The sequence below is a fragment of the Vibrio sp. ZF57 genome (genome assembly GCF_001691235.1).
GTDB lineage: Bacteria > Pseudomonadota > Gammaproteobacteria > Enterobacterales > Vibrionaceae > Vibrio > Vibrio crassostreae_C.
Map to the genome: position 1 here is coordinate 10,957 of NZ_MAKD01000075.1, position 23,127 is coordinate 34,083.

Genomic DNA, 23,127 nt, shown 5'->3' on the forward strand with positions numbered 1-23,127 from the left:
CCGGCCTTTTTGCGCTGTAGGGCTATGACGAAATTTCCGCTGTTTAACCGTCATAATCCGAGCAAAAAAACAGTCATTTTTTCGAAATGATTGTTCACTACCACTAAACAGCTGTTTGTCACCACCCCCTCTGAAGAGTGTTTTGGGTGGTTTGGGTCACTTATCAGCGAGCTGAGGAACCCCATGGTTTACTCTTATACCGAGAAAAAGCGCATCCGTAAGGATTTTGGTACTCGTCCACAAGTTTTGGACATTCCATACCTGTTATCGATCCAGCTTGATTCTTTCGACAAATTCATCGAACAGGATCCAGAAGGTCAATACGGTCTTGAAGCTGCTTTCCGTTCTGTATTTCCAATTCAGAGCTACAACGGCAATTCTGAGCTGCAATACGTTAGCTACCGTCTTGGTGAGCCAGTTTTTGACGTTAAAGAATGTCAAATCCGCGGTGTTACTTACTCAAAGCCACTACGCGTAAAACTACGTCTAGTTATCTTTGATCGAGATGCACCAGCAGGTACTGTAAAAGACATTAAAGAACAAGAAGTCTACATGGGCGAAATTCCGCTTATGACAGACAATGGTACTTTCGTAATTAATGGTACCGAGAGGGTTATCGTATCCCAGCTGCACCGAAGCCCAGGCGTGTTCTTCGACAGTGATAAGGGTAAGACCCACTCATCAGGTAAAGTTCTTTATAACGCACGTGTAATTCCTTACCGTGGCTCATGGTTAGACTTTGAGTTCGATCCTAAGGATAACTTATTCGTACGTATCGACCGTCGTCGTAAGCTACCAGCATCGATTATTCTTCGTGCACTTGGTAAATCGACTGAAGAGATCCTAGATCTGTTCTTCGACAAGGTGAACTTCGAAGTTAAAGACCAAACTCTTCTTATGGAGTTGGTTCCTGATCGTCTACGTGGTGAAACTGCGTCATTCGACATCGAAGCAAACGGAAAAACTTACGTTGAGACTGGTCGTCGTGTTACTGCTCGTCATATCCGTCAACTTGAAAAAGATGGCGTTGAGCACATCGAAGTACCAGTAGAGTACATCGTTGGTAAAGTTGCATCTAAAGATTACATCAATGAAGCAACTGGCGAGATCATCGTTGGCGCGAACCAAGAGATTAGCCTAGAAGCACTTGCTAACCTGTCTCAAGCAGGTCACAAGTCTCTACAAACTCTGTTCACGAATGACCTAGATCACGGTCCATTCATGTCAGACACTCTACGTGCAGATAGCACAGTAGATCGCATCTCTGCATTGGTAGAAATCTACCGCATGATGCGTCCTGGCGAGCCACCAACGAAAGAAGCTGCAGAGTCTCTATTCGAAAGCCTATTCTTCTCTGAAGAACGTTACGACCTATCAACTGTAGGCCGTATGAAGTTCAACAGCTCTATCGAGCGTGAAGAAGAAGAAGAGCGCGGTACTCTGGATGAATCAGACATCATCGAAGTGATGAAGAAACTGATTGGTATCCGTAACGGTATTGGTGAAGTGGACGATATCGACCACCTTGGCAACCGTCGTATCCGTTCTGTAGGTGAAATGGCAGAAAACCAATTCCGTGTTGGTCTAGTTCGTGTAGAACGTGCCGTTAAAGAGCGCCTAAGCCTTGGTGACCTTGATGCAATCATGCCTCAAGATCTTATAAACGCTAAGCCGATCTCTGCTGCAGTTAAAGAATTCTTTGGCTCTTCACAGCTTTCACAGTTCATGGACCAAAACAACCCATTGTCAGAAGTTACGCACAAACGTCGTATCTCTGCTTTAGGTCCTGGTGGTCTTACTCGTGAGCGCGCAGGCTTCGAAGTACGTGACGTTCACGTAACTCACTACGGTCGTCTATGTCCGATCGAAACGCCTGAAGGTCCAAACATCGGTCTAATTAACTCACTATCTGCGTTTGCACGTTGTAACGATTACGGTTTCCTAGAAACTCCGTACCGTCGTGTAGTAGATGGTGTAGTAACAGAAGAAGTTGATTACCTGTCTGCAATCCAGGAAGGTCAATTCGTAATCGCGCAAGCAAACACCATTCTTACTGAAGAAGGTACGTTTGCAGATGAGCTAATCACAGCTCGTCAAAAAGGTGAATCTGGTCTTCACCCACGCGATCACGTTGACTACATGGACGTTGCGACAAACCAAGTAGTATCTATCGCTGCTTCGCTTATCCCGTTCCTAGAACACGATGATGCGAACCGTGCATTGATGGGTGCCAACATGCAACGTCAAGCTGTACCAACACTTAAGGCTGATAAGCCTCTAGTAGGTACTGGTATCGAACGTAACATCGCAGTTGACTCTGGTGTTACAGCGGTTGCTAAACGTGGTGGTCAAGTTCAGTCTGTAGACGCTTCTCGTATCGTAGTTAAGGTTAACGAAGATGAATTGGTACCTGGCGAAGCTGGTATCGATATCTACAACCTAACTAAGTACACGCGTTCGAACCAAAACACATGTATTAACCAACGTCCAACTGTACTTCCTGGTGAACCAGTTGCACGTGGCGATGTTCTTGCTGATGGTCCTTCAACAGACCTTGGTGAACTAGCTCTTGGCCAAAACATGCGTATCGCATTCATGCCTTGGAACGGTTACAACTTCGAAGACTCGATCTTAGTATCTGAGCGCGTAGTTCAAGAAGACCGTTTCACGACAATCCACATCCAAGAACTATCTTGTGTGGCTCGTGATACTAAGCTGGGTTCTGAAGAGATCACAGCTGATATTCCAAACGTAGGTGAGTCTGCTCTGTCTAAACTAGACGAGTCAGGTATCGTTTACATTGGTGCTGAAGTTAAGGGTGGCGACATCCTAGTTGGTAAAGTAACCCCTAAAGGTGAAACTCAACTGACTCCTGAAGAGAAGCTACTACGTGCTATCTTCGGTGAGAAAGCATCTGATGTTAAAGATACTTCTCTACGTGTACCAAACTCTGTTTCGGGTACTATCATCGATGTACAAGTCTTCACTCGCGATGGCGTAGAGAAAGACAAGCGTGCACTTGAAATCGAACAGATGCAGCTTAAAGAAGCTAAGAAAGACCTAACTGAAGAGTTCCAAATTCTTGAGGGTGGCCTTCTTAACCGTGTTAAAGCTGTACTTCTGTCTGGTGGTTACTCTGAAGCTAAGCTTGATACTATCGGTCGTAAGCAATGGCTAGAGCAAGTTCTAGAAGACGATGCGCTACAAACACAGCTTGAGCAACTTGCTGAGCAGTGGGATGAGCTAAAAGCAGACTTCGATAAGAAGTTTGAAACTAAGCGTCGTAAAATCACTCAAGGTGATGATCTAGCGCCTGGCGTTCTTAAGATTGTTAAAGTTTACCTAGCGGTTAAACGTCGTATCCAGCCTGGTGATAAGATGGCCGGTCGTCACGGTAACAAAGGTGTAATCTCTAAGATTAACCCTGTTGAAGACATGCCATACGATGAGAAAGGTCAGCCTGTAGACATCGTACTTAACCCGCTGGGTGTACCATCGCGTATGAACATCGGTCAGATCCTAGAAGTTCACTTAGGTTTGGCTGCGAAAGGTATCGGTGACAAGATCAACCAAATGGTTAAGGAACAACAAGAACTGCATAAGTTCCGTGAGTTCCTACAGAAGGTTTACGATCTTGGTGATACTCGTCAGAAAGTTGATATTGCTGAACTGTCTGATGATCAAGTTCGTACACTGATCAAGAACCTACGTGGCGGTCTACCGATTGCTACTCCTGTGTTCGACGGTGCTTCTGAGTCTCTAATCAAAGAACTACTTAAACTGGGTGATCTGCCAGAATCTGGTCAGCTTAAACTGTTTGATGGTCGTACTGGTGATTCGTTTGAGCGTCCTGTAACTGTTGGTTACATGTACATGCTGAAACTGAACCACTTGGTTGATGACAAGATGCATGCTCGTTCAACTGGTTCTTACAGCCTAGTAACTCAGCAACCACTTGGTGGTAAAGCTCAGTTCGGTGGTCAGCGTTTCGGTGAGATGGAAGTATGGGCACTAGAAGCATACGGTGCTGCATATACTCTACAAGAAATGCTAACAGTTAAGTCAGATGACGTTAACGGCCGTACTAAGATGTATAAGAACATCGTAGACGGTAACCATAGCATGGAACCTGGTATGCCTGAGTCGTTCAACGTACTGTTGAAAGAGATTCGCTCGCTAGGTATCAACATCGAGCTAGAAGACGAAGAGTAATCCCTCCTTCTTTTTAAAAGAAGATAGGATTATTTGGTAAAAGGGAGCTTGCTACAGCAGTGAGCTCCTTTAACTCCTTACAGGAGCTGAATGTGAAAGACTTATTAAACTTTCTAAAAGCACAGCATAAGACCGAAGAATTTGATGCAATCAAAATCGGTCTATCTTCACCAGACATGATCCGTTCATGGTCTTTTGGTGAAGTTAAAAAGCCGGAAACAATTAACTATCGTACGTTTAAACCTGAACGTGATGGTCTGTTCTGTGCACGTATTTTTGGTCCAGTTAAAGACTACGAATGTCTTTGTGGCAAATACAAGCGCCTGAAGCACCGTGGTGTTATCTGTGAGAAGTGTGGCGTTGAAGTTACACAAACTAAAGTTCGTCGTGACCGCATGGGCCACATCGAGCTAGCTTCACCAGTTGCTCACATCTGGTTCCTAAAATCACTGCCGTCTCGTATCGGTCTACTAATGGATATCCCTCTACGTGATATCGAACGTGTTCTTTACTTCGAGATGTACGTAGTAACTGAACCAGGTATGACTGATCTAGAAAAATCTCAGATGCTTACTGAAGAAGAGTATCTGGATCGTCTAGAAGAGTGGGGTGACGAATTTACTGCTAAGATGGGTGCTGAAGCGATCAAAGATCTGCTTGCAACAATGGACCTTCATCAAGAAGTGGAAGAAATGCGCGAAGAGTTAGAAACGACTAACTCAGAAACTAAGCGTAAAAAAGTTACTAAGCGCCTGAAGCTAGTTGAAGCGTTCATTGCATCGGGTAACGATCCGCAATGGATGATTCTGACTGTACTTCCGGTTCTGCCGCCAGATCTACGTCCTCTAGTACCACTAGATGGCGGTCGTTTTGCGACTTCAGATCTGAACGACCTTTACCGTCGTGTGATCAACCGTAACAACCGTTTGAAGCGCCTTCTAGAGCTAGCTGCTCCGGACATCATCGTACGTAACGAAAAGCGTATGCTGCAAGAGTCTGTTGATGCACTTCTAGATAACGGTCGTCGTGGTCGTGCTATCACTGGTTCTAACAAGCGTCCTCTGAAATCTCTTGCTGATATGATCAAGGGTAAACAAGGTCGTTTCCGTCAGAACCTTCTAGGTAAACGTGTAGACTACTCTGGCCGTTCTGTAATCACAGTAGGTCCATACCTTCGTCTACATCAGTGTGGTCTTCCTAAGAAGATGGCACTTGAGCTATTTAAGCCGTTCATCTACAGCAAGCTAGAAACTCGTGGCATGGCTACGACAATCAAAGCTGCTAAGAAGATGGTAGAGCGCGAAGAAGCTATCGTTTGGGATATCCTGGACGAAGTAATCCGCGAACACCCAGTACTGCTTAACCGTGCACCTACACTTCACCGTCTAGGTATCCAAGCGTTTGAACCAGTACTAATCGAAGGTAAAGCGATTCAGCTTCACCCACTAGTGTGTGCGGCATACAACGCCGACTTCGATGGTGACCAAATGGCGGTACACGTGCCTCTAACTCTAGAAGCACAGCTTGAAGCACGTACACTGATGATGTCGACGAATAACATTCTGTCGCCAGCGTCAGGTGATCCGATCATCGTACCTTCTCAGGACGTTGTATTGGGTCTTTACTACATGACACGTGACAAGATCAACGTGAAAGGCGAAGGTATGTACCTTGCTGGCCCTGCTGAGGCTGAAAAGGCATACCGTACTAAGACTGCTGAGCTACACGCTCGCGTTAAAGTACGTATCACCGAAACTGTAGTAGACGAAGATGGTAACAGCACTACTGAAACGAAGATGGTTGATACAACTGTCGGCCGTGCAATGCTATGGCAAATCGTTCCAGCTGGCCTACCGTACAGCATCGTTAACCAAAAGTTAGGTAAGAAGCAGATCTCTACTCTTCTTAACGAGTGTTACCGTAAGCTTGGTCTAAAAGATACAGTAGTATTTGCTGACCAAATCATGTACGCAGGTTTTGCATACGCTGCACTTTCTGGTGTTTCTGTAGGTATCGACGATATGGTTGTACCTCAAGCGAAATACGATGAAATTGAATCTGCTGAAGAAGAAGTTCGCGAAATCCAAGAGCAATTCCAATCTGGTCTTGTTACTGCGGGTGAGCGTTACAACAAAGTTATCGATATCTGGGCATCTACGAATGACCGCGTTGCGAAAGCAATGATGGATAACCTATCTTCTGAAACAGTTATCAACCGTGACGGCGAAGAAGAACAGCAAGAATCGTTCAACAGCATCTACATGATGGCCGACTCGGGCGCACGTGGTTCTGCAGCTCAGATTCGTCAGCTAGCAGGTATGCGTGGTCTGATGGCGCGTCCAGATGGTTCAATCATCGAAACGCCGATCACAGCGAACTTTAAAGAAGGTCTAAACGTCCTTCAGTACTTTATCTCAACGCACGGTGCTCGTAAGGGTCTTGCGGATACAGCACTGAAAACAGCAAACTCGGGTTACCTAACTCGTCGTCTAGTAGACGTTGCTCAAGACGTTGTAGTACACGAACATGACTGTGGCACGCATGAAGGTATCGACATGATGCCTCACATCGAAGGTGGTGACGTTAAAGTTGCACTTTCTGAGCTTGCTCTAGGTCGTGTAGTAGCTGAAGACGTTCTTAAGCCTGGTACTGAAGATGTACTGATTCCACGTAATACTCTGATTGATGAGAAGTGGTGTCAAATCATGGAAGACAACTCAGTAGATAGCATGAAAGTGCGCTCTGTTGTTACCTGTGATGCAGACTTCGGTTGTTGTGCACAGTGTTACGGTCGTGACCTAGCACGTGGTCACCTAGTGAACCAAGGTGAAGCAGTTGGTGTTATCGCTGCACAATCTATCGGTGAACCGGGTACACAGCTAACGATGCGTACGTTCCACATCGGTGGTGCGGCATCTACTGCAGCAGCAGAGAACAGCATCCAAGCTAAGACAACTGGTACTGTGAAACTTCACAATGCTAAGTTCGTAGTTAACAAAGATAAGAAACTGGTTATCACTTCTCGTGCATCTGAGATGACGATTATTGATGAATTCGGCCGTACTAAAGAGAAGCACAAACTTCCTTACGGTTCGATGCTAACCAAAGGCGACAACGCAGCAGTTACTGCTGGTGAAGTTGTAGCTAACTGGGAAGCGCATACCATGCCAATCATCACTGAAGTGGCAGGTCGTATCCAATTCGTAGATATGATCGATGGTATTACAGTTTCTCGTCAAACTGACGATCTAACGGGTCTTTCTTCAAGTGAAGTTACAGACGCAGCAGCTCGCCCAGCAGCAGGTAAAGATATGCGTCCAGCTATCAAACTTGTTGATGAGCAAGGTAACGACGTAATGATCCCTGGTACTGATATGCCAGCTCACTACTTCCTACCTGGCAAAGCGATTGTAAACATCGAAGATGGCGCTGAAGTTGGCATCGGTGACACACTATCTCGTATCCCTCAAAAATCGAGCGGAAACAAAGATATCACCGGTGGTCTACCACGCGTAGCTGACCTATTCGAAGCTCGTAAGCCTAAAGAGCCTGCGATCCTTGCTGAGCACACAGGTACTGTGTCTTTCGGTAAAGAAACGAAAGGTAAGCGTCGTCTAGTAATCACTCGTGAAGGCGGTGACGCTTACGAAGAGATGATTCCTAAGCATCGTCAATTGAACGTGTTCGAAGGTGAGAAGATTGAACGTGGTGATGTAATCGCCGACGGTCCTGAAACTCCACACGATATCCTGCGTCTACGTGGTATCCACGCAGTAACTCAGTACATCGCGAACGAAGTTCAAGAAGTTTACCGCTTACAAGGCGTAAAGATTAACGATAAGCACATCGAGACTATCGTTCGTCAAATGCTACGTAAGTGTACAATCACTCATTCTGGTGACTCTCCGTTCCTACCTGGCGAACAAGTTGAGTACCACAATGTTAAGATTGCTAACCGTAAGCTAGAAGCTGAAGGTAAAGAACTAGTACGTTTCGAACGTGATCTACTAGGTATTACTAAAGCATCTCTTGCAACTGAGTCATTCATCTCAGCTGCATCGTTCCAAGAAACGACTCGCGTACTAACAGAAGCTGCGGTTTCTGGTAAGCGTGATGACCTTCGCGGTCTGAAAGAGAACGTAATTGTTGGTCGTCTGATCCCAGCTGGTACTGGTTTCGCATACCACCAAGAGCGTCAAAAACAACGTGAAGAAGAGCAAGAAGGTCCTTCAGCTGAACAAGCTACTGACAATCTAGCAGCACTTCTAAACGCTGGTTTCTCTTCAGAAGAGTAAGCTCTACGAGTAGTCTCTAAGAGATAAGAAAAAGGCACCTTCGGGTGCCTTTTTTGTATCTGGCGTATTGGTATTTAGCTATGACTTATAAAGTGATAGGTGTGCTTATCTAGCTGGTGAGGTTGGATTTATGTCCTGAAGAGTGCTCTTTGAGGCCAGTAAGATAAAGGGTAGAGATGACTAGGCTGATTAGGGCTGTAACCATATGCTTATGGCTAAAGGTCAGGGCGAGCGAGTAAGCTCTGTCTGAAAGGTTCTGGGTAGTTTGGATAACCTTACAGACAAAACAAAAAGCTTGCACAGAGGCAAGCTTATTAAGGATTCGGCTAACTAAGCGCCTGGTGGAATAGCTAAACTGTCTGCAATAAGCTGGATAAGATTATCTTCTACTTCAAAACGTAGTTCGAGTAGTTCACCTACTTTGGACATATCTCCTTCGAAGTTAGGCAACTCATCGTCTGCATTTACTTTAACGTACTTATCATTGAATTCTAGAAGCGGCTCGGTTGTAAGTACGATCTTCGCGTAAGTTGTATCAATCTCGTCATTGGTTTTAAAGCCTGTTGCTTGCCATTTTTTCATGACCATATCGTAGATCTTAAAATGACCCTCTGAGATATAATCGACAACATGATCACAGAATGAGCTTATTTCTTTAGGGGAAGGGAGTTCAACAACGTTTGATTGCCCGTTGCTAGCTGGCTGCAAGGCACCTAGCTTACAATACTCAACGATTAGAGACTGTCGAGTTTCGAGCCAATGATCGATGACCTCATTAGAGCCACCCCATTGTTCTTGTATTTGTTTGAATTTATTTAGCATGACCATGTCCTCATGATCTGATCACAACCTTGTGATCAAGTAATTGCCTAAGCAGGGTCCGTTTTATTGGTAGCTACTAAAAGTAATAGCTTGAAATATTCTCTGCTACAACTCTAGTATGAAATTAGATTGCCAGTAAAATGAACGAACTGCAAGCAATGAGGCATAGGGATGTTAAAAAAAAGTGATAACAAAATGACAGAGCAAGCTTATTGGTGCGTCGTTTCTGGTAGTGATATTTGGGTTAATAATGATCAGTTTCCGTTTGGCTCTGCTGAAGAGCTTGGGCTGAGTGTGGAGCATGCAATCTGTATTGGTCAGTATCAAGGTCGCAAGGTGTATTGGCTCAACGATTGTGATGTGGAGAATGAGCTGAGCATGGTCAGCCTAAGAGAGTTACTGCACTGGCCTGAAGTGAGTTTCTTGACTGCAAGCAAAGCCATCCAATATGGGCATATGACTCAAAGTATGCGTTTTTGCCCTCAGTGTGGTGGTCGAAATCATCTCAACCATAACCAGGTGGCGATGCAGTGTGGAGATTGCCGCACACTTCATTATCCTCGTATCTTCCCGTGCATCATTGTCGCTGTACGAAACGACAACAAGATATTGCTTGCGCAGCACCCAAGACATAAGACAGGTATGTATACCGTGATAGCGGGCTTCCTAGAGGTCGGAGAGACCTTAGAGCAGTGTGTGGCAAGAGAAGTCAAAGAAGAAACGGGTATCGATGTCGATAATATTCGTTATTTTGGCAGCCAGCCATGGGCGTTTCCATCGAGTATGATGATGGGCTTTCTCGCAGATTATGCTGGTGGTACGCTCAAGCCTGACTACAGCGAGCTATCGGATGCTCAATGGTTTGACGTAACAAGCCTGCCTGATGTTGCTCCTGTTGGAACCATTGCGAGACAGTTGATTGAGAAAACCGTTGATGACGTGATGAAAGATGGTGTGACTGAGCAGATACTAGAGCACTAATTTGCCTGTGATAGTATTTGGCCTATGGGTGATCAAAAGCTAAAAAAAACCCTCCACAAGTGGAGGGGGTAAGTAAGATGTCGTTATGAGATGCTGAGTAGTGACTACTCAGATGTTATAATTGTAATTTTCGCTAGCGAACAAATTTTTAACATGCTCCCGTAATTGGGTGCAAATTAAGCATTGATTTAAAAGTTAATAACTTGATCTAGGTTGCAAAGCACAAAGCTTTTACCCTTCAATCAGTGTTAGAATACTTGCCATCAAAACTAGACAAGATTGAATTGGAATTTAACGGAATGACCGAATTAAAAAACGATCGCTATTTACGCGCACTTTTAAAACAGCCTGTTGATTACACACCGGTATGGATGATGCGCCAAGCTGGCCGCTATCTTCCTGAATACAAAGCAACGCGCGCTGAAGCGGGCGATTTCATGTCTTTGTGCAAAAACGCGGAACTGGCATCAGAAGTAACACTTCAACCTTTACGTCGTTTCCCGCTTGATGCGGCAATCTTGTTTTCAGACATCCTAACTATCCCTGATGCAATGGGCTTAGGTTTGTACTTTGAAACAGGTGAAGGTCCTAAGTTTGAGCGTCCTATCACGTGTAAAGCTGACGTAGAGAAGATTGGCCTACCTGATCCAGAAGGCGAGCTTCAATACGTAATGAATGCCGTTCGTCAGATCCGTAAAGACCTGAAAGGCGAAGTGCCACTGATTGGTTTCTCTGGTAGCCCATGGACTCTAGCGACATACATGGTTGAAGGTGGAAGCTCTAAAGCATTCACTAAGATTAAGAAGATGATGTACGCAGAACCACAAACGCTGCACCTGCTTCTAGACAAGCTGGCTGACAGTGTTATCGAATACTTGAACGCGCAAATTAAAGCGGGTGCTCAATCGGTAATGGTATTTGATACATGGGGTGGTGTACTGACTCCTCGTGACTACAACCTATTCTCACTGCAATACATGCACAAAATCGTTGATGGCCTAATCCGTGAAAACGAAGGTCGTCGAGTACCGGTTACTCTGTTCACTAAGAACGGTGGCATGTGGCTTGAGTCTATCGCAGCAACAGGTTGTGATGCGGTTGGTCTAGACTGGACAATCAACATCGCAGATGCAAAAGCTCGCATCGGCGACAAAGTTGCTCTGCAAGGTAACATGGATCCTTCAATGCTTTACGCTCAGCCTGAACGTATTCGCGAAGAAGTGGGCAGCATCCTTGAAGGCTTCGGCGACGGTGGTACAGGTCATGTATTTAACCTAGGCCACGGTATCCACTTAGATGTACCGCCAGAGAACGCTGGTGTATTCGTTGACGCTGTTCACGAATTGTCTAAGCCTTACCACAAGTAATTCTGAGTAAGATTATTGAAAGCGCTGTTGGGAAACCAACAGCGCTTTTTTATTGCCTGAAATTGGCATTTGATGGCGGTTTAATCTTGTTGTGTGCAGTTAATTAGGTATTTGGATCATGGTAGGCCAAATGCTCAGAGATGTGTTTCCTGATATAAGGAATGACTTCACTTTCAAACCAAGGGTTCTTCTTGAGCCAGATATTATTGCGTGGCGAAGGGTGGGGTAATGGCAAAAACTCAGGCGCCCACCTTTGCCAATCTCGCACGGTTTCGGTCAATGTGCTGGTGGTCTTGTTTGTTAGGTAATGGTTTTGTGCGTACTGGCCAATCAGCAGTGTCATTTGAATATTGGGTAGAGATTGCAGCACTTTGTTATGCCAAAGCTCCGCGCACTCTTTGCGTGGTGGAAGATCACCACTTTTCCCTTTCCCCGGATAACAAAACCCCATAGGCACAATCGCGACTTTTTGCTCGTCGTAAAAAGTATCGCTATCTATCCCTAACCATCCTCTTAATCGTTCGCCACTCGCGTCATTCCAAGGGATCGACGACTCATGCACCTTGATACCCGGCGCTTGACCTATGATCAGCAAGCGCGCGTTTGGATGCGCTTGAATCACCGGGTTAGCACCGTGTGATAGGTGAGGCTCACAAGCTCGGCATTGTCGAATCTCTTTAAGTAACGAAGAGGACATCAGTAACCTTTTTCAAAATCGATGACATGATTAAGTGTAAAGCCATCTCGCCACTGTTTGTAATTCTCTGCGAAGATCTCGACTACTTGTCTTGGCTCACTGAGTGCAGCGATGTGTGGAGTGATGGTGACTTGCGGTAGTTTCCAGAAAGGATGTTCCTGAGAGAGGGGTTCACTTTCAAACACATCTAAAAATGCGTGTTCTACCCATCTGTTTTTTATGGCGAGCAACAAGGCTTTATTGTCGATGCTTTCCCCTCGACCGACATTAAACAGCAACATATTAGAGCAGTAACCTAACGTGGTTTGGTTCAACAGCTGATAGGTTTCAGCGGTTGATGGCAAGGTGTTGACCACAATATCGGCCTGCTTAAGGGCAGCCTCTATCTCATTGATGTGGAAAGTCTCTTTAAAGGTTTCTTGTTTGGATGGGATGCCGGTACGGTTGACACCTATGGTATGAATACCAAAAGCCGCCGCGGTTTTTGCCAAATGACTGCCGATTGAACCTGTTCCTAAAATCACCATAGTTTTGTCAGTTAGGCTAGTATAAAGCTGTGGCTGCCAGTTTCGTTGTTGTTGATGCTGGTGGTAATGAGGGAAGTGTCTACAGTGACTGATTGTGTAACCCAATACGTATTCTGCGATAGCCGGACCAAAGATGCCTTTGACGTTGGTTAGCGTATAGTCCTGACGCAGATCTGGCTGAGTGAGTTTATTGATTCCGGCATAGGTACTCTGTACCCAGTCTAGCTCTTTAAACTCGCCGAGGCGCTCTGCGATTAGAGGTGGTGACGCCAAGACAATCTGTGCTGATTTGGGGTTTTGAGTGATTTCTAGGTCGGGTAAATCCTGGTTTAGAATCAGTTGCGTATAGGTATCGTCATGCTCAGTAAGAATATAGAGCTTATTCGTAAAATTGTTCATCGGCTTACCTTTTCCCCCCAGGGTTTATCAAGTACACTTTCGCTGTCTTTTTCTGCAATTATTGAGTGACTATGCTTCAGAATCCACTGCAGGTTCGTCTTGAAAAGTTAGAACCTTGGCAACAAATTACCTTTATGGCGTGTCTATGTGAGCGTATGTACCCTAACTATGCCATGTTTTGTGAGAATACAGAATTTGCGGAAGCTCGAATCTATCGTGATGTTTTGGATAGCATTTGGGAAATCCTGACGGTTAAAACAGCAAAGGTGAACTTTGAGCGTCAACTTGAGAAGGTTGAAGAGCTATTCCCTAGCGGTGATGATTTTGATTTTTATGGTGTTTACCCAGCAATGGACGCATGCCAAGGCCTAGCAACGCTAATTCATGGTCTGCTTGACCGTGAACATATGTTGGAAGCGGTAATTAAAGTGAGTCAACAATCGGTGAAGACGGTTGCTGAGCTTGAGTTTGCTCAAGGCGCTGAAGAAGTGACGAACGAAAACCAGAAAGAAAACGAAGCGGTGTGTGAAGAGTGGGACGTTCAGTGGGCCATTTTCCGACCTCTACGTGAAACGACTGAGCGTGACTTAGAGCTGATCAAAGACCTACGCCACGAACTGCGTGAAGACCCAGTCAGTAACATTGGTGTTGCGCTATAATTCGCAATTGCACCAAGGTACGAATAAAAACAAAGACTCCCTAGGGAGCCTTTGTTGTATCTGACGGTATCAAATTGAGATTAAGCGTCTTTTTTGTCTTCGTTCTACACTTTGTCTTTTGATGCCTTATCTTTTGATGCGTCGTCGTCATTCGTTGATTTTGCATCTGAAGAGTCGTTGTCTGCTGGAGTTTCTTCCTCGTCCTCGTCATCGCGGTTTTCGATAACACCGTGTGTCTCTTTCCACTTCTCCCAGCGTTGGAACGCCAGTTCTTGCATGTCAGTCGTCTTATCCGCTTCGTCGACAATCTCTTCGCCCACTAGGTGCTCAAAGATGTCTTCTAGGGTGATGATGCCCTGAATAGTGCCGTATTCGTCCACAACTAAAGACAGTTGCAGGCGGTTTGCCATCATCTGGTCAAAGGCCTTAGCCAAGCCCATGTTGTTCAGCAACACGTGGATAGGGCGCATTACTTCACCCAAAGCTTTCTCACCACAACCGGCTTGCTGCAATCTAAACAGCTCTAAGCGGTGAACAAAACCGATGATGTTGTCACTCTGCTCGCTGTAAACCAGCGGACGTGAGAATGGCGTGTCTTTATGTTGTTCTAGGAACGTATTCACACTCATTTCCGCATCAACACGGAATACCACTGGGCGCGGCGTCATTACCTGAGTCACGGGTACATCTTGAATACCCAGTAGGTTGCTCAGGATTTTTGACTCGCCTTCTGCAAATTCACCGCTCTCTTTTGCCAAAATCGCCATTGCAGATAACTCATCACGCATTTTTGGTGCTTGGTGGCCACGAGCAAGACGTTTGGTGATCTGTTCTGAGAACCATACAAACGGTGTTAGGAAGAACACCATCCAACGAAGCACGCTTGCCGAAGCAGGAGCAAGTTGACGCCAGTAGGTTGCACCAATGGTTTTTGGAACAATCTCAGATAATACCAAGATACCTAGCGTTAGCACGGCAGAGAAGACACCTAACCATTGGCTACCAAAAACGACAGCCGCTTGTGCACCTGCTGTCGCAGCACCGATAGTATGGGCGATGGTGTTGAGCGTTAAAATTGACGCAAGCGGGCGGTCAATATCTGTTTTCAGTTTGTCTAAAGACTCTGCTGCAGGGTGCCCATTTTGTTTTAGTTGAGCAATGTAGCTCGGACTAATACTCAAAAGTACAGCTTCCAAAACAGAACAAATGAAAGAAACTCCAATAGCAATGGAGACGTAAATAGATAGCAGCAGCATGTTTGCCCTTAAATTAAATTGTACGCTTTAGCAGCGATTCAGCGTGGATTATAGTGAAAAAGTAGTGGCTAGGTCATCATTAATTTTGCTCTCAGCCCCTTTTAAACAAGGGCTTGCTTAATAAAATCAGTAACAAATTGTGAGTTATTACTCATATTATGGCTAAAACTACGGCATTAGAGCTAAAGATCGACGACAAACCTTTGCCAGATGGGGCATTTATGTTTTAGAGTGAATTGAATTCAAAAATACAAAGAAGGGAAACCTAAAATGAACAAGACTCAATTAATCGACTTTATTGCTGAAAAAGCGGACCTTTCTAAAGCACAAGCTAAAGCTGCTCTAGAAGCGACTCTTGGCGGTGTTACAGATGCTCTTAAAGATGGCGATCAAGTTCAGCTAATTGGTTTTGGTACTTTTAAAGTAAACCACCGTGCAGCTCGCACTGGTCGTAACCCAAAAACTGGTGATGAGATCCAAATCGCTGCTGCAAATGTTCCAGCATTTGTTGCAGGTAAAGCGCTGAAAGATTCAGTGAAATAATCTAAACTGTACCGAGGTAGTCGTATTCCACCTCGGTACAGGTTTTTATGAAAAAAGCATTTCTTCTCGTTTCACTATTATCTACATTTCTTATTGGCTGTTCTTCAACAAGCCCTCGCAAAAACCTAGAGCAATTTGAAACTCACACTGGCGGCCAAGTCATGGGCGACGCGACGAGTTTCTACTGGGTTACAAACAAGCTAACACAACCTCATACTTCAGCTGACTACGTCACTGTCGGCGATTACGGCTGGTACCAAACTGATTATGCTTGGTCAGAAGGCGTGCTTCGTGAATTCATTCGTGAAGGCGAGCAGCGTAACTCTTCTAATGAGCTGGTTCCCTATCGAGTCCATGTGCGTTTCAATAAGTCAGGCGAAGCTGTGTATCAACAGTATCGTATTGATAGCAAAATCTTACCTATCCAAGCCAAGCAGCTTGAAAACTATCAGAAAGAAGCGACGTCGGTTCTAGAGACCACAACGAAGCAGCATGATGAAGGGCTTAGGCTGATTCAGGGTTACTGGAATGGCAGCTCTTTTAAAACGTGCGCTGGTGGTGAGTTTGATCGCATTGAATTTAACCAGACCTTGCCAGGCTTCGTGATTGACCGATTGGCGTCTGTGGAAAGCTATGCGGCGTTTCTTGGCAGTGATTCACTGGGTAAGATGAGCGTGGAAGAGTTACTGATGCTGGCTGAAGACAGCCATGATTGTGTCGTTAGGCCATCATTGTTGAAAGAATAGCGAGTAATCAAAGGATTGAGAGTATTTGGCCTACTGTAGGCCAAGTGCCTATTTGTCTGTACAAATACAGATTCTTGTGTAAATGAGATAATAAAAGGCGCCTATTGAGGCGCCTTTTTCTGTTATTCACTTGCTGTCATTTGCTTACTGTTATTGGAAAGTAAGCGAGCAACAAGATTGTTTACTGCTCTTGTTCGCGCGCAATCGCACGGTAACCAATATCATTGCGGTGGAACATACCATTCCAGCTAACTTGCTTCGTCAACGCGTAAGCGCGCTCTTGAGCCTCAGAAACCGTATTGCCCAGTGCTGTTGCACAAAGTACACGACCGCCGTTTGTCACAACGTCGCCAGCTTCATTATTTGTCGTACCCGCGTGGAAAACCTTTTGGCCTTCAACTTCGCTTGTTGGTAGTGAAATAACGTCACCTTTTGCGTAGTCAGCAGGGTAACCGCCAGCCGCAAGAACAACACCGATAGAAGCGCGTGGATCCCACTTCGATTCTGCTTCGTCGAGCTTCTCGTCGATAGCCATTAGGCAAAGTTCAACAAGGTCTGACTCCATACGCATCATGATAGGTTGCGTTTCAGGGTCGCCAAAGCGGCAGTTGTATTCGATAACTTTAGGTGTGCCGTCAGCATCGATCATTAGGCCAGCGTAAAGGAAACCTGTGTAAGGTGCGCCTTCTGCGTCCATACCACGTACCGTTGGGTAGATAACTTCCTCAAGGATACGGTTGTGGATTTCTGGAGTTACAACCGGCGCAGGAGAGTAAGCACCCATGCCGCCCGTGTTTGGCCCAGTGTCTTTGTCGCCAACACGTTTGTGATCTTGGCTGGTGGCCATAGGAAGCACGCTAGAGCCGTCAACCATTACGATGAAGCTTGCTTCTTCGCCTTCGAGGAACTCTTCGATAACAACGCGGCTGCCTGCTTCGCCAAAGGCGTTGCCCGCTAGCATGTCTTTGATTGCGTCTTCTGCTTCTTCAAGGGTCATCGCAACGATAACGCCTTTACCTGCCGCAAGACCGTCAGCTTTCACTACGATAGGAGCGCCTTGCTCGCGAACGTAAGCGATAGCTGGCTCAATCTCAGTGAAGTTTGAGTAGTAACCTGTTGGGATATCATGACGAGCTAGGAAGTCTTTAGTGAATGCTTTAGAGCCTTCAAGCTGTGCTGCAGCTTGAGTAGGGCCGAAGATTGGCAAACCTACTTCGCGGAATGCATCAACCACACCGATAACCAATGGTGCTTCAGGGCCCACGATAGTCAGTTCGATTTTTTTATCTTGAGCAAACGCGACTAAACCAGCGATGTCTTCAACGCCGATGTTTACGTTCTCTAGTTTTGGCTCAAGTGCAGTACCTGCGTTACCTGGAGCGATGAATACTGTTTCAACGTTTGGGTTTTGTGCTGCTTTCCAACCCAAAGCATGTTCTCTACCGCCAGCACCAATAATAAGTACATTCATTTTATTTATCCTTTGATAGCTGCGCCATATTGTTAATCTCTGCGTCGAGCTTGCTCATTTATAGTTATAAACTCCGCGAGCTCTCCTTGACCTTATCAATATGGCTTTGCTCTAAAATGAAAAATTTCTAAAACTAAGAGTATTTCAAATTAGCTAAATTAAATAAGTTTTGCTCAAAGTAGTTGGTGATGTGGCTAGGCAGCAATTGAGCCCATCCCCGGGAGCATAGTCCGCTATGTGACCGGGGTGGGCGAAAGCAGCTAACGACGCCACAGTGCCAAATACGAAGAGGAAATTAGTGGCGGAAGTGACGCATGCCTGTGAATATCATCGCCATGCCGTGTTCGTCTGCTGCTGCGATAACTTCGTCATCACGCATAGAGCCGCCCGGTTGGATAACACACTTGATGCCAGCCTCTGCAGCCGCGTCGATACCGTCACGGAATGGGAAGAATGCATCTGATGCCATCACACAGCCTTCAACCTGTAGACCTTCGTCTGCAGCTTTGATGCCTGCGATTTTCGCAGAGTAAACGCGGCTCATTTGGCCAGCGCCAACACCAATTGTCATGTCGCCTTTCGAGTAAACGATAGCGTTAGATTTAACGTATTTCGCTACTTTCCAGCAGAATAGAGCATCTTTCAATTCTTCAGCTGTTGGCTGGCGCTTAGAAACCACTTTCAGGTCATCTTCAGATACCATGCCTTGGTCGCGGTCTTGAACTAGCAAACCACCGTTAACGCGTTTAACGTCAAAGCCAGTTGTCTTCGTTGTCCACTCACCACACTCAAGTAGGCGAAGGTTTTTCTTAGCCGCTACGATTGCTACTGCTTCAGCAGAAACTGATGGTGCAATGATAACTTCAACGAATTGACGCTCAGTGATAGCCGTTGCTGTTGCAGCGTCTAGCTCACGGTTGAAAGCGATGATGCCGCCAAATGCAGACGTTGGGTCTGTTTTGAATGCACGGTCGTAAGCTTCTAGGATGTCTTCACCTAGTGCAACACCACATGGGTTAGCGTGCTTAACGATCACACATGCTGGCTGGTCGAACTCTTTCACACACTCAAGTGCTGCGTCGGTGTCAGCGATGTTGTTGTAAGAAAGGGCTTTACCTTGAATCTGGCGAGCTGTAGAAACTGATGCTTCTTCAGGGTTTGCTTCAACGTAGAATGCGGCTGCCTGGTGGCTGTTCTCACCGTAGCGCATGTCTTGCTTTTTCTCGAACTGTTGGTTGAACGTGCGAGGGAATTTGCTCTTGTTTTCAGGAGAAGGTTCGTCACCTTCTTTGTTCTCACCGTAAGATGGAACCATAGTGCCGAAGTAGTTTGCGATCATGCCGTCGTAAGAAGCGGTGTGCTCGAATGCTGCGATAGCGAGGTCGAAGCGAGTCTCTAGTGTTAGAGATTTATCGTTCGCGTCCATTTCAGCGACAACGCGCTCGTAGTCGTGTGCGTTAACAACGATCGTTACGTCTTTGTGGTTTTTCGCTGCAGAGCGAACCATTGTAGGGCCGCCGATGTCGATGTTCTCAACAGCATCAGCAAGGGTACAACCTTCTTTAGCAACGGTTTCTGCGAATGGGTATAGGTTTACAACAACCATATCGATAGGGTTGATACCATGAGTTTCCATCACGTCATCATCTTGGCCACGACGGCCTAGAACACCACCATGAACTTTTGGGTGCAGAGTCTTAACACGGCCATCCATCATTTCTGGGAAACCAGTGTAGTCAGATACTTCTGTAACAGAGATGCCTTTTTCAGCAAGCAGGCGAGCAGTGCCACCGGTAGATAGGATATCTACACCACGGTTAGCAAGAGCTTGTGCAAATTCAACGATACCAGTTTTGTCTGATACGCTGATTAGAGCGCGGCGAATTGGACGAGCGTTATTCATGCTTCCATCTTCCTCAAATTCATGGGGTTAAAATAAAGATATTTGCCAAAAAAGAACTTGTTTCTATCTTCTTAGCGTGGATTATCTTAGATACCAGTAAGAGATAAAATATTGGCCAGTTTTGGTAAAGACCTTTTGGGTTAGTCTTATGATTAAGCTATAAGATAACCAACTCCAAATTTGATGGCGCAGATTCTAACTAATTTATTACAAAAAAGCTCGCGCAATCGTTTGGCATCTCAAAATTAATTATGAAAAGTGCCATTTCAGCCTGAAAAGTAACGATAAGGTTAATTGTGGAATGGACGAAACAGTAGGAAAAAACATGTTTCAGATCGGTGAATTAGCGAAGCGATGCGGTGTGACAGCCGATACCTTGCGATTTTATGAGAAGAATAACCTGATCGCGCCAGCCAGTCGCAGTGACTCGGGTTATCGCCTATATGATGAAAATAACCAGAAACAGGTGACGTTTATTCTCAAATCTAAAGCGTTGGGGCTGAGTTTGGACGAGATTAAAGAATTGCTTGAGATTCGCCTCGAGGCCACACAGCACAGTTGCGCTGAAGTGAAGTCGATTACCTCAGCAAAGCTAGAGATGATTGATGAGAAGATTACCGAGTTAACTAAGATTCGCACCGCACTTAAAAAGATTAATGATGCGTGTTGTGGTCACGTAGACGATGATGCAAGCCATTGTTCGATTCTAGCAGCCTTGGACTCAGCAAACGTCGACAAAGGTCGCTGCTGTCGCACTGGAGAGTAATCAGCGACTATCACGGATCGACAAGCCAAAAAAAAGCCAAACTCAACAATGAGCTTGGCTTTCAATTCAATAAATTACGAAAGAACGATTAGTTCATGCCGTATTTTTTAAGTTTCTTGCGAAGAGTACCGCGGTTAATACCCATCATGGTTGCTGCGCGAGTTTGGTTACCGCGAGTGTACTGCATGATAGTGTCTAGTAGTGGCTGTTCAACTTCAGCTAATACTAATTCGTATAACTCGCTGACTTCTTGACCGTTTAATTGAGCAAGGTAATTTTTCAATGATGCTTTAACTGAGTCACGTAGTGGCTTCTGCGTGATTTGGTCTTGTGATGTAACTGTAGTTACTGTCAATGCTTCTGAAGTCAGATTTTGTTCGAACATATTCGGTCTAGCTCTTCTCGTAATTATGGTGCAACGTTATCAAAAAAACCTTCTAGCGCTTCAAGCTGCAGATCACCTGCTTCGAATGCGTTGAAGGTACGGCGAAACTCACTCGCTTGTTCATGTTCTTTTAGATACCAACCCACATGCTTACGAGCGATGCGAGGGCCTAAAAACTCTCCATAAAATTCATGTAGAGCGTGCACATGACCAAGCATGATGTCTTTCACTTCCGAAATCGGGAGTGGGTCCATCGTGGTGCCGTTTTCCAAATAGTGTAGGATTTCGTTAAAAATCCAAGGACGTCCTTGGGCAGGTCGACCTATCATTAAAGCATCAGCGCCGGTGTACTCCAGCACAAACTTCGCTTTTTCCGGACTATCGATATCACCGTTAGCGATAACCGGAATAGATACTGCTTGTTTCGCTGCTTTAATGTGTTTGTATTCTGCCTCACCTTTGTACATACAAGCGCGAGTTCTTCCATGGAGCGCAAGAGCTTGTATGCCGCAGTCTTCGGCTATTTTCGCGATTTGGACACAGTTTCTATTGTCTGTATCCCAGCCTGTGCGCGTTTTCAACGTTACTGGAACGTCGACAGCATTTACCACCGCTTTCAGAATGTCTTCAATGAGTTCTGGATGCTGCAGTAAGGCTGAGCCCGCAAGCTTCTTATTCACTTTTTTGGCTGGACAACCCATGTTGATATCGATGATTTGCGCACCGTTATCGACATTAAATTGAGCAGCCTCGGCCATAAGCTGTGGATCTGCACCAGCGATTTGTACTGAACGAATGCCCGATTCGCCTTCATGTACCATTCGCTGCTGAGACTTTGACGTTTTCCAAACTTTCGGATTGGAGGACATCATTTCACTGACTGCCATCCCCGCACCGTAGCGAAGACACAACTCACGGAATGGTCTATCCGTTACGCCAGCCATAGGAGCGACGATTAGATTGTTCTTAAGTTGATAATTTCCGATTTTCAAAAATGTCATCACAGTTCTGTACCAGCAAGGGCGCGCATTTTACGCATTTTTTCGCTGCGTGAAAAGACTAATATTTGAGCATTTACAATTTGTTTTTGTAATTTGTTTAAATTTCAGTCAATTAGCGCCCAAAGTCTTGTCTAGCCTTGCTTGCGACCTGAGATTCGACACCATTCTTGTTGTTCGATGATCGGATCAATGTGAAGCTCATCACGATAATAAGTGGCAACATCTTCTGCTTGTGTATCTAAAACACCCGACATCGCAAGTACACCATTTGGCTTAACTAGGCCCTTGATGATGCCAGAAAGGTCGCGTAATGGACCCGCAAGAATGTTGGCAACAACAACGTCTGCTAGCAAACCTTCCGGTTGATCTTGTGGCAAGAACACCTCTAGTTGCTCAGCAACGCCATTGCGTTGTGCGTTGTCTTTTGATGCAAGCAGAGCTTGAGGATCAATGTCGATCCCGATAACTTTTGCTGCGCCTAGTTTGATCGCAGCGATCGCTAGGATGCCTGAGCCACAACCGAAGTCGATCACGGTTTTGCCTGCAAGGTCTAAGCCTTCAAGCCACTCAAGACACAATGCCGTTGTCGGGTGAGTACCTGTACCAAATGCAAGGCCAGGGTCTAGCATTACGTTAACAGCGTCAGGTTCAGGGATATCGCGCCAGCTAGGGCAGATCCATAAACGCTCACCAAACTTCATTGGGTGGAAGTTGTCCATCCATTCACGCTCCCAATCCTTGTCTTCAATTTGCTCTACTTTATGAGCAAAGTCTGCAGGGAACATGTTGCTTGCTTTAATCTGCGCTAGAACGACACCAGTATCAGTCTCAGCGTCGTAAAGCGCGAGAATGTCAGTATCACCCCAAAGGCGAGTTTCGCCTGGCAGAGGCTCAAATACAGGGGTATCTTGTGCATCCAGGAAAGTTACAGAAAGAGCACCAGTCTCTTCCATTAACATGTCGCCGATTTGTTCGGCATTTTCATTGGTAGCATTAAGCTTGATTTGAATCCAAGGCATGGCTGCATCTTCTATATGAGAAAAATTGGATGGCGAGTCTAGCAGAAAATATGAGCAAATTCACCAAAACCCCACGGA

17 protein-coding genes are annotated in these 23,127 nt (G+C 45.6%); 8 read left to right on the top strand and 9 right to left on the bottom strand.

Annotated features, from left to right (window positions below; genetic code table 11):
- The first annotated feature begins 183 nt into the window (after positions 1-183).
- Entirely contained in the window at positions 184-4,212 is a 4,029-nt protein-coding gene (gene rpoB, locus A6D97_RS09465) for a DNA-directed RNA polymerase subunit beta (RefSeq protein ID WP_017065638.1), read from the top strand.
- Between the two features lie 92 nt (positions 4,213-4,304).
- Positions 4,305-8,507, top strand: a complete 4,203-nt coding sequence (gene rpoC / locus A6D97_RS09470; RefSeq protein ID WP_017060527.1) for a DNA-directed RNA polymerase subunit beta' — start codon at positions 4,305-4,307, stop codon at positions 8,505-8,507.
- Between the two features lie 330 nt (positions 8,508-8,837).
- Here the strand turns inward: rpoC and A6D97_RS09475 are convergent, their stop codons facing one another.
- Complete coding sequence (locus tag A6D97_RS09475) at positions 8,838-9,335, bottom strand: Rsd/AlgQ family anti-sigma factor (protein WP_032546263.1); 498 nt, start codon at positions 9,333-9,335, stop codon at positions 8,838-8,840.
- 165 nt (positions 9,336-9,500) lie between these two features.
- Between A6D97_RS09475 and nudC the strand changes: the two genes are divergently transcribed.
- A complete protein-coding gene (gene nudC, locus A6D97_RS09480) occupies positions 9,501-10,310 on the top strand; it encodes an NAD(+) diphosphatase (protein ID WP_065584279.1) in 810 nt (269 codons plus the stop codon).
- Between the two features lie 299 nt (positions 10,311-10,609).
- The gene (hemE, locus tag A6D97_RS09485; RefSeq protein ID WP_017060530.1) at positions 10,610-11,677 is read left to right on the top strand and encodes a uroporphyrinogen decarboxylase; all 1,068 of its coding nucleotides are present in this window, start codon (positions 10,610-10,612) and stop codon (positions 11,675-11,677) included.
- A gap of 103 nt (positions 11,678-11,780) precedes the next feature.
- Here hemE and A6D97_RS09490 read toward each other — a convergent pair whose 3' ends face one another.
- Both A6D97_RS09490 and A6D97_RS09495 read right to left on the bottom strand, forming a co-directional pair.
- The gene (locus A6D97_RS09490) at positions 11,781-12,374 is read right to left on the bottom strand and encodes a uracil-DNA glycosylase family protein (protein ID WP_017065640.1); all 594 of its coding nucleotides are present in this window, start codon (positions 12,372-12,374) and stop codon (positions 11,781-11,783) included.
- Positions 12,374-13,300 carry a D-2-hydroxyacid dehydrogenase gene (locus A6D97_RS09495; RefSeq protein ID WP_065584280.1) on the bottom strand — a complete coding sequence of 309 codons (927 nt, stop codon included), beginning with the start codon at positions 13,298-13,300 and terminating at the stop codon, positions 12,374-12,376. Before A6D97_RS09495 ends, A6D97_RS09490 begins: the two co-directional genes overlap by 1 nt.
- A 71-nt stretch (positions 13,301-13,371) precedes the next feature.
- Between A6D97_RS09495 and A6D97_RS09500 the strand changes: the two genes are divergently transcribed.
- Complete coding sequence (locus tag A6D97_RS09500) at positions 13,372-13,959, top strand: DUF416 family protein (RefSeq protein WP_017062699.1); 588 nt, start codon at positions 13,372-13,374, stop codon at positions 13,957-13,959.
- A 104-nt stretch (positions 13,960-14,063) separates the two neighbouring features.
- On the opposite strand, the gene A6D97_RS09505 is transcribed toward A6D97_RS09500, so the two are convergent.
- Positions 14,064-15,215 (bottom strand): hemolysin family protein, encoded by a 1,152-nt coding sequence (locus A6D97_RS09505; protein WP_017062700.1) that lies wholly within the window; start codon positions 15,213-15,215, stop codon positions 14,064-14,066.
- A gap of 270 nt (positions 15,216-15,485) precedes the next feature.
- Here A6D97_RS09505 and hupA point away from each other — a divergent pair, with 270 nt between their 5' ends.
- Both hupA and A6D97_RS09515 read left to right on the top strand, forming a co-directional pair.
- Positions 15,486-15,758 carry a nucleoid-associated protein HU-alpha gene (gene hupA / locus A6D97_RS09510; protein ID WP_004729753.1) on the top strand — a complete coding sequence of 91 codons (273 nt, stop codon included), beginning with the start codon at positions 15,486-15,488 and terminating at the stop codon, positions 15,756-15,758.
- Positions 15,759-15,805: 47 nt separating this feature from the next.
- Positions 15,806-16,504, top strand: a complete 699-nt coding sequence (locus A6D97_RS09515; protein WP_017063655.1) for a DUF1481 domain-containing protein — start codon at positions 15,806-15,808, stop codon at positions 16,502-16,504.
- Positions 16,505-16,685: 181 nt separating this feature from the next.
- Here A6D97_RS09515 and purD read toward each other — a convergent pair whose 3' ends face one another.
- Together purD and purH are read right to left on the bottom strand one after the other, a co-directional pair.
- Positions 16,686-17,975: a phosphoribosylamine--glycine ligase gene (gene purD / locus A6D97_RS09520; protein ID WP_017062702.1), complete on the bottom strand. Its 1,290-nt coding sequence runs from the start codon at positions 17,973-17,975 to the stop codon at positions 16,686-16,688.
- Between the two features lie 295 nt (positions 17,976-18,270).
- Positions 18,271-19,878: a bifunctional phosphoribosylaminoimidazolecarboxamide formyltransferase/IMP cyclohydrolase gene (gene purH, locus A6D97_RS09525; protein WP_065584281.1), complete on the bottom strand. Its 1,608-nt coding sequence runs from the start codon at positions 19,876-19,878 to the stop codon at positions 18,271-18,273.
- 325 nt (positions 19,879-20,203) lie between these two features.
- On the opposite strand from purH, the gene zntR reads away from it, so the two are divergent.
- Positions 20,204-20,644, top strand: a complete 441-nt coding sequence (gene zntR / locus A6D97_RS09530) for a Zn(2+)-responsive transcriptional regulator (protein ID WP_017062704.1) — start codon at positions 20,204-20,206, stop codon at positions 20,642-20,644.
- Positions 20,645-20,732: 88 nt separating this feature from the next.
- Here the strand turns inward: zntR and fis are convergent, their stop codons facing one another.
- The 3 genes from fis to prmA all read right to left on the bottom strand — a co-directional run bounded on the left by fis (position 20,733) and on the right by prmA (position 23,049).
- Positions 20,733-21,029 carry a DNA-binding transcriptional regulator Fis gene (gene fis / locus A6D97_RS09535; RefSeq protein WP_004729744.1) on the bottom strand — a complete coding sequence of 99 codons (297 nt, stop codon included), beginning with the start codon at positions 21,027-21,029 and terminating at the stop codon, positions 20,733-20,735.
- A gap of 23 nt (positions 21,030-21,052) precedes the next feature.
- Complete coding sequence (dusB, locus tag A6D97_RS09540) at positions 21,053-22,021, bottom strand: tRNA dihydrouridine synthase DusB (RefSeq protein WP_032546269.1); 969 nt, start codon at positions 22,019-22,021, stop codon at positions 21,053-21,055.
- 140 nt (positions 22,022-22,161) lie between these two features.
- Positions 22,162-23,049: a 50S ribosomal protein L11 methyltransferase gene (prmA, locus tag A6D97_RS09545; protein ID WP_017055901.1), complete on the bottom strand. Its 888-nt coding sequence runs from the start codon at positions 23,047-23,049 to the stop codon at positions 22,162-22,164.
- Positions 23,050-23,127 lie beyond the last annotated feature (78 nt).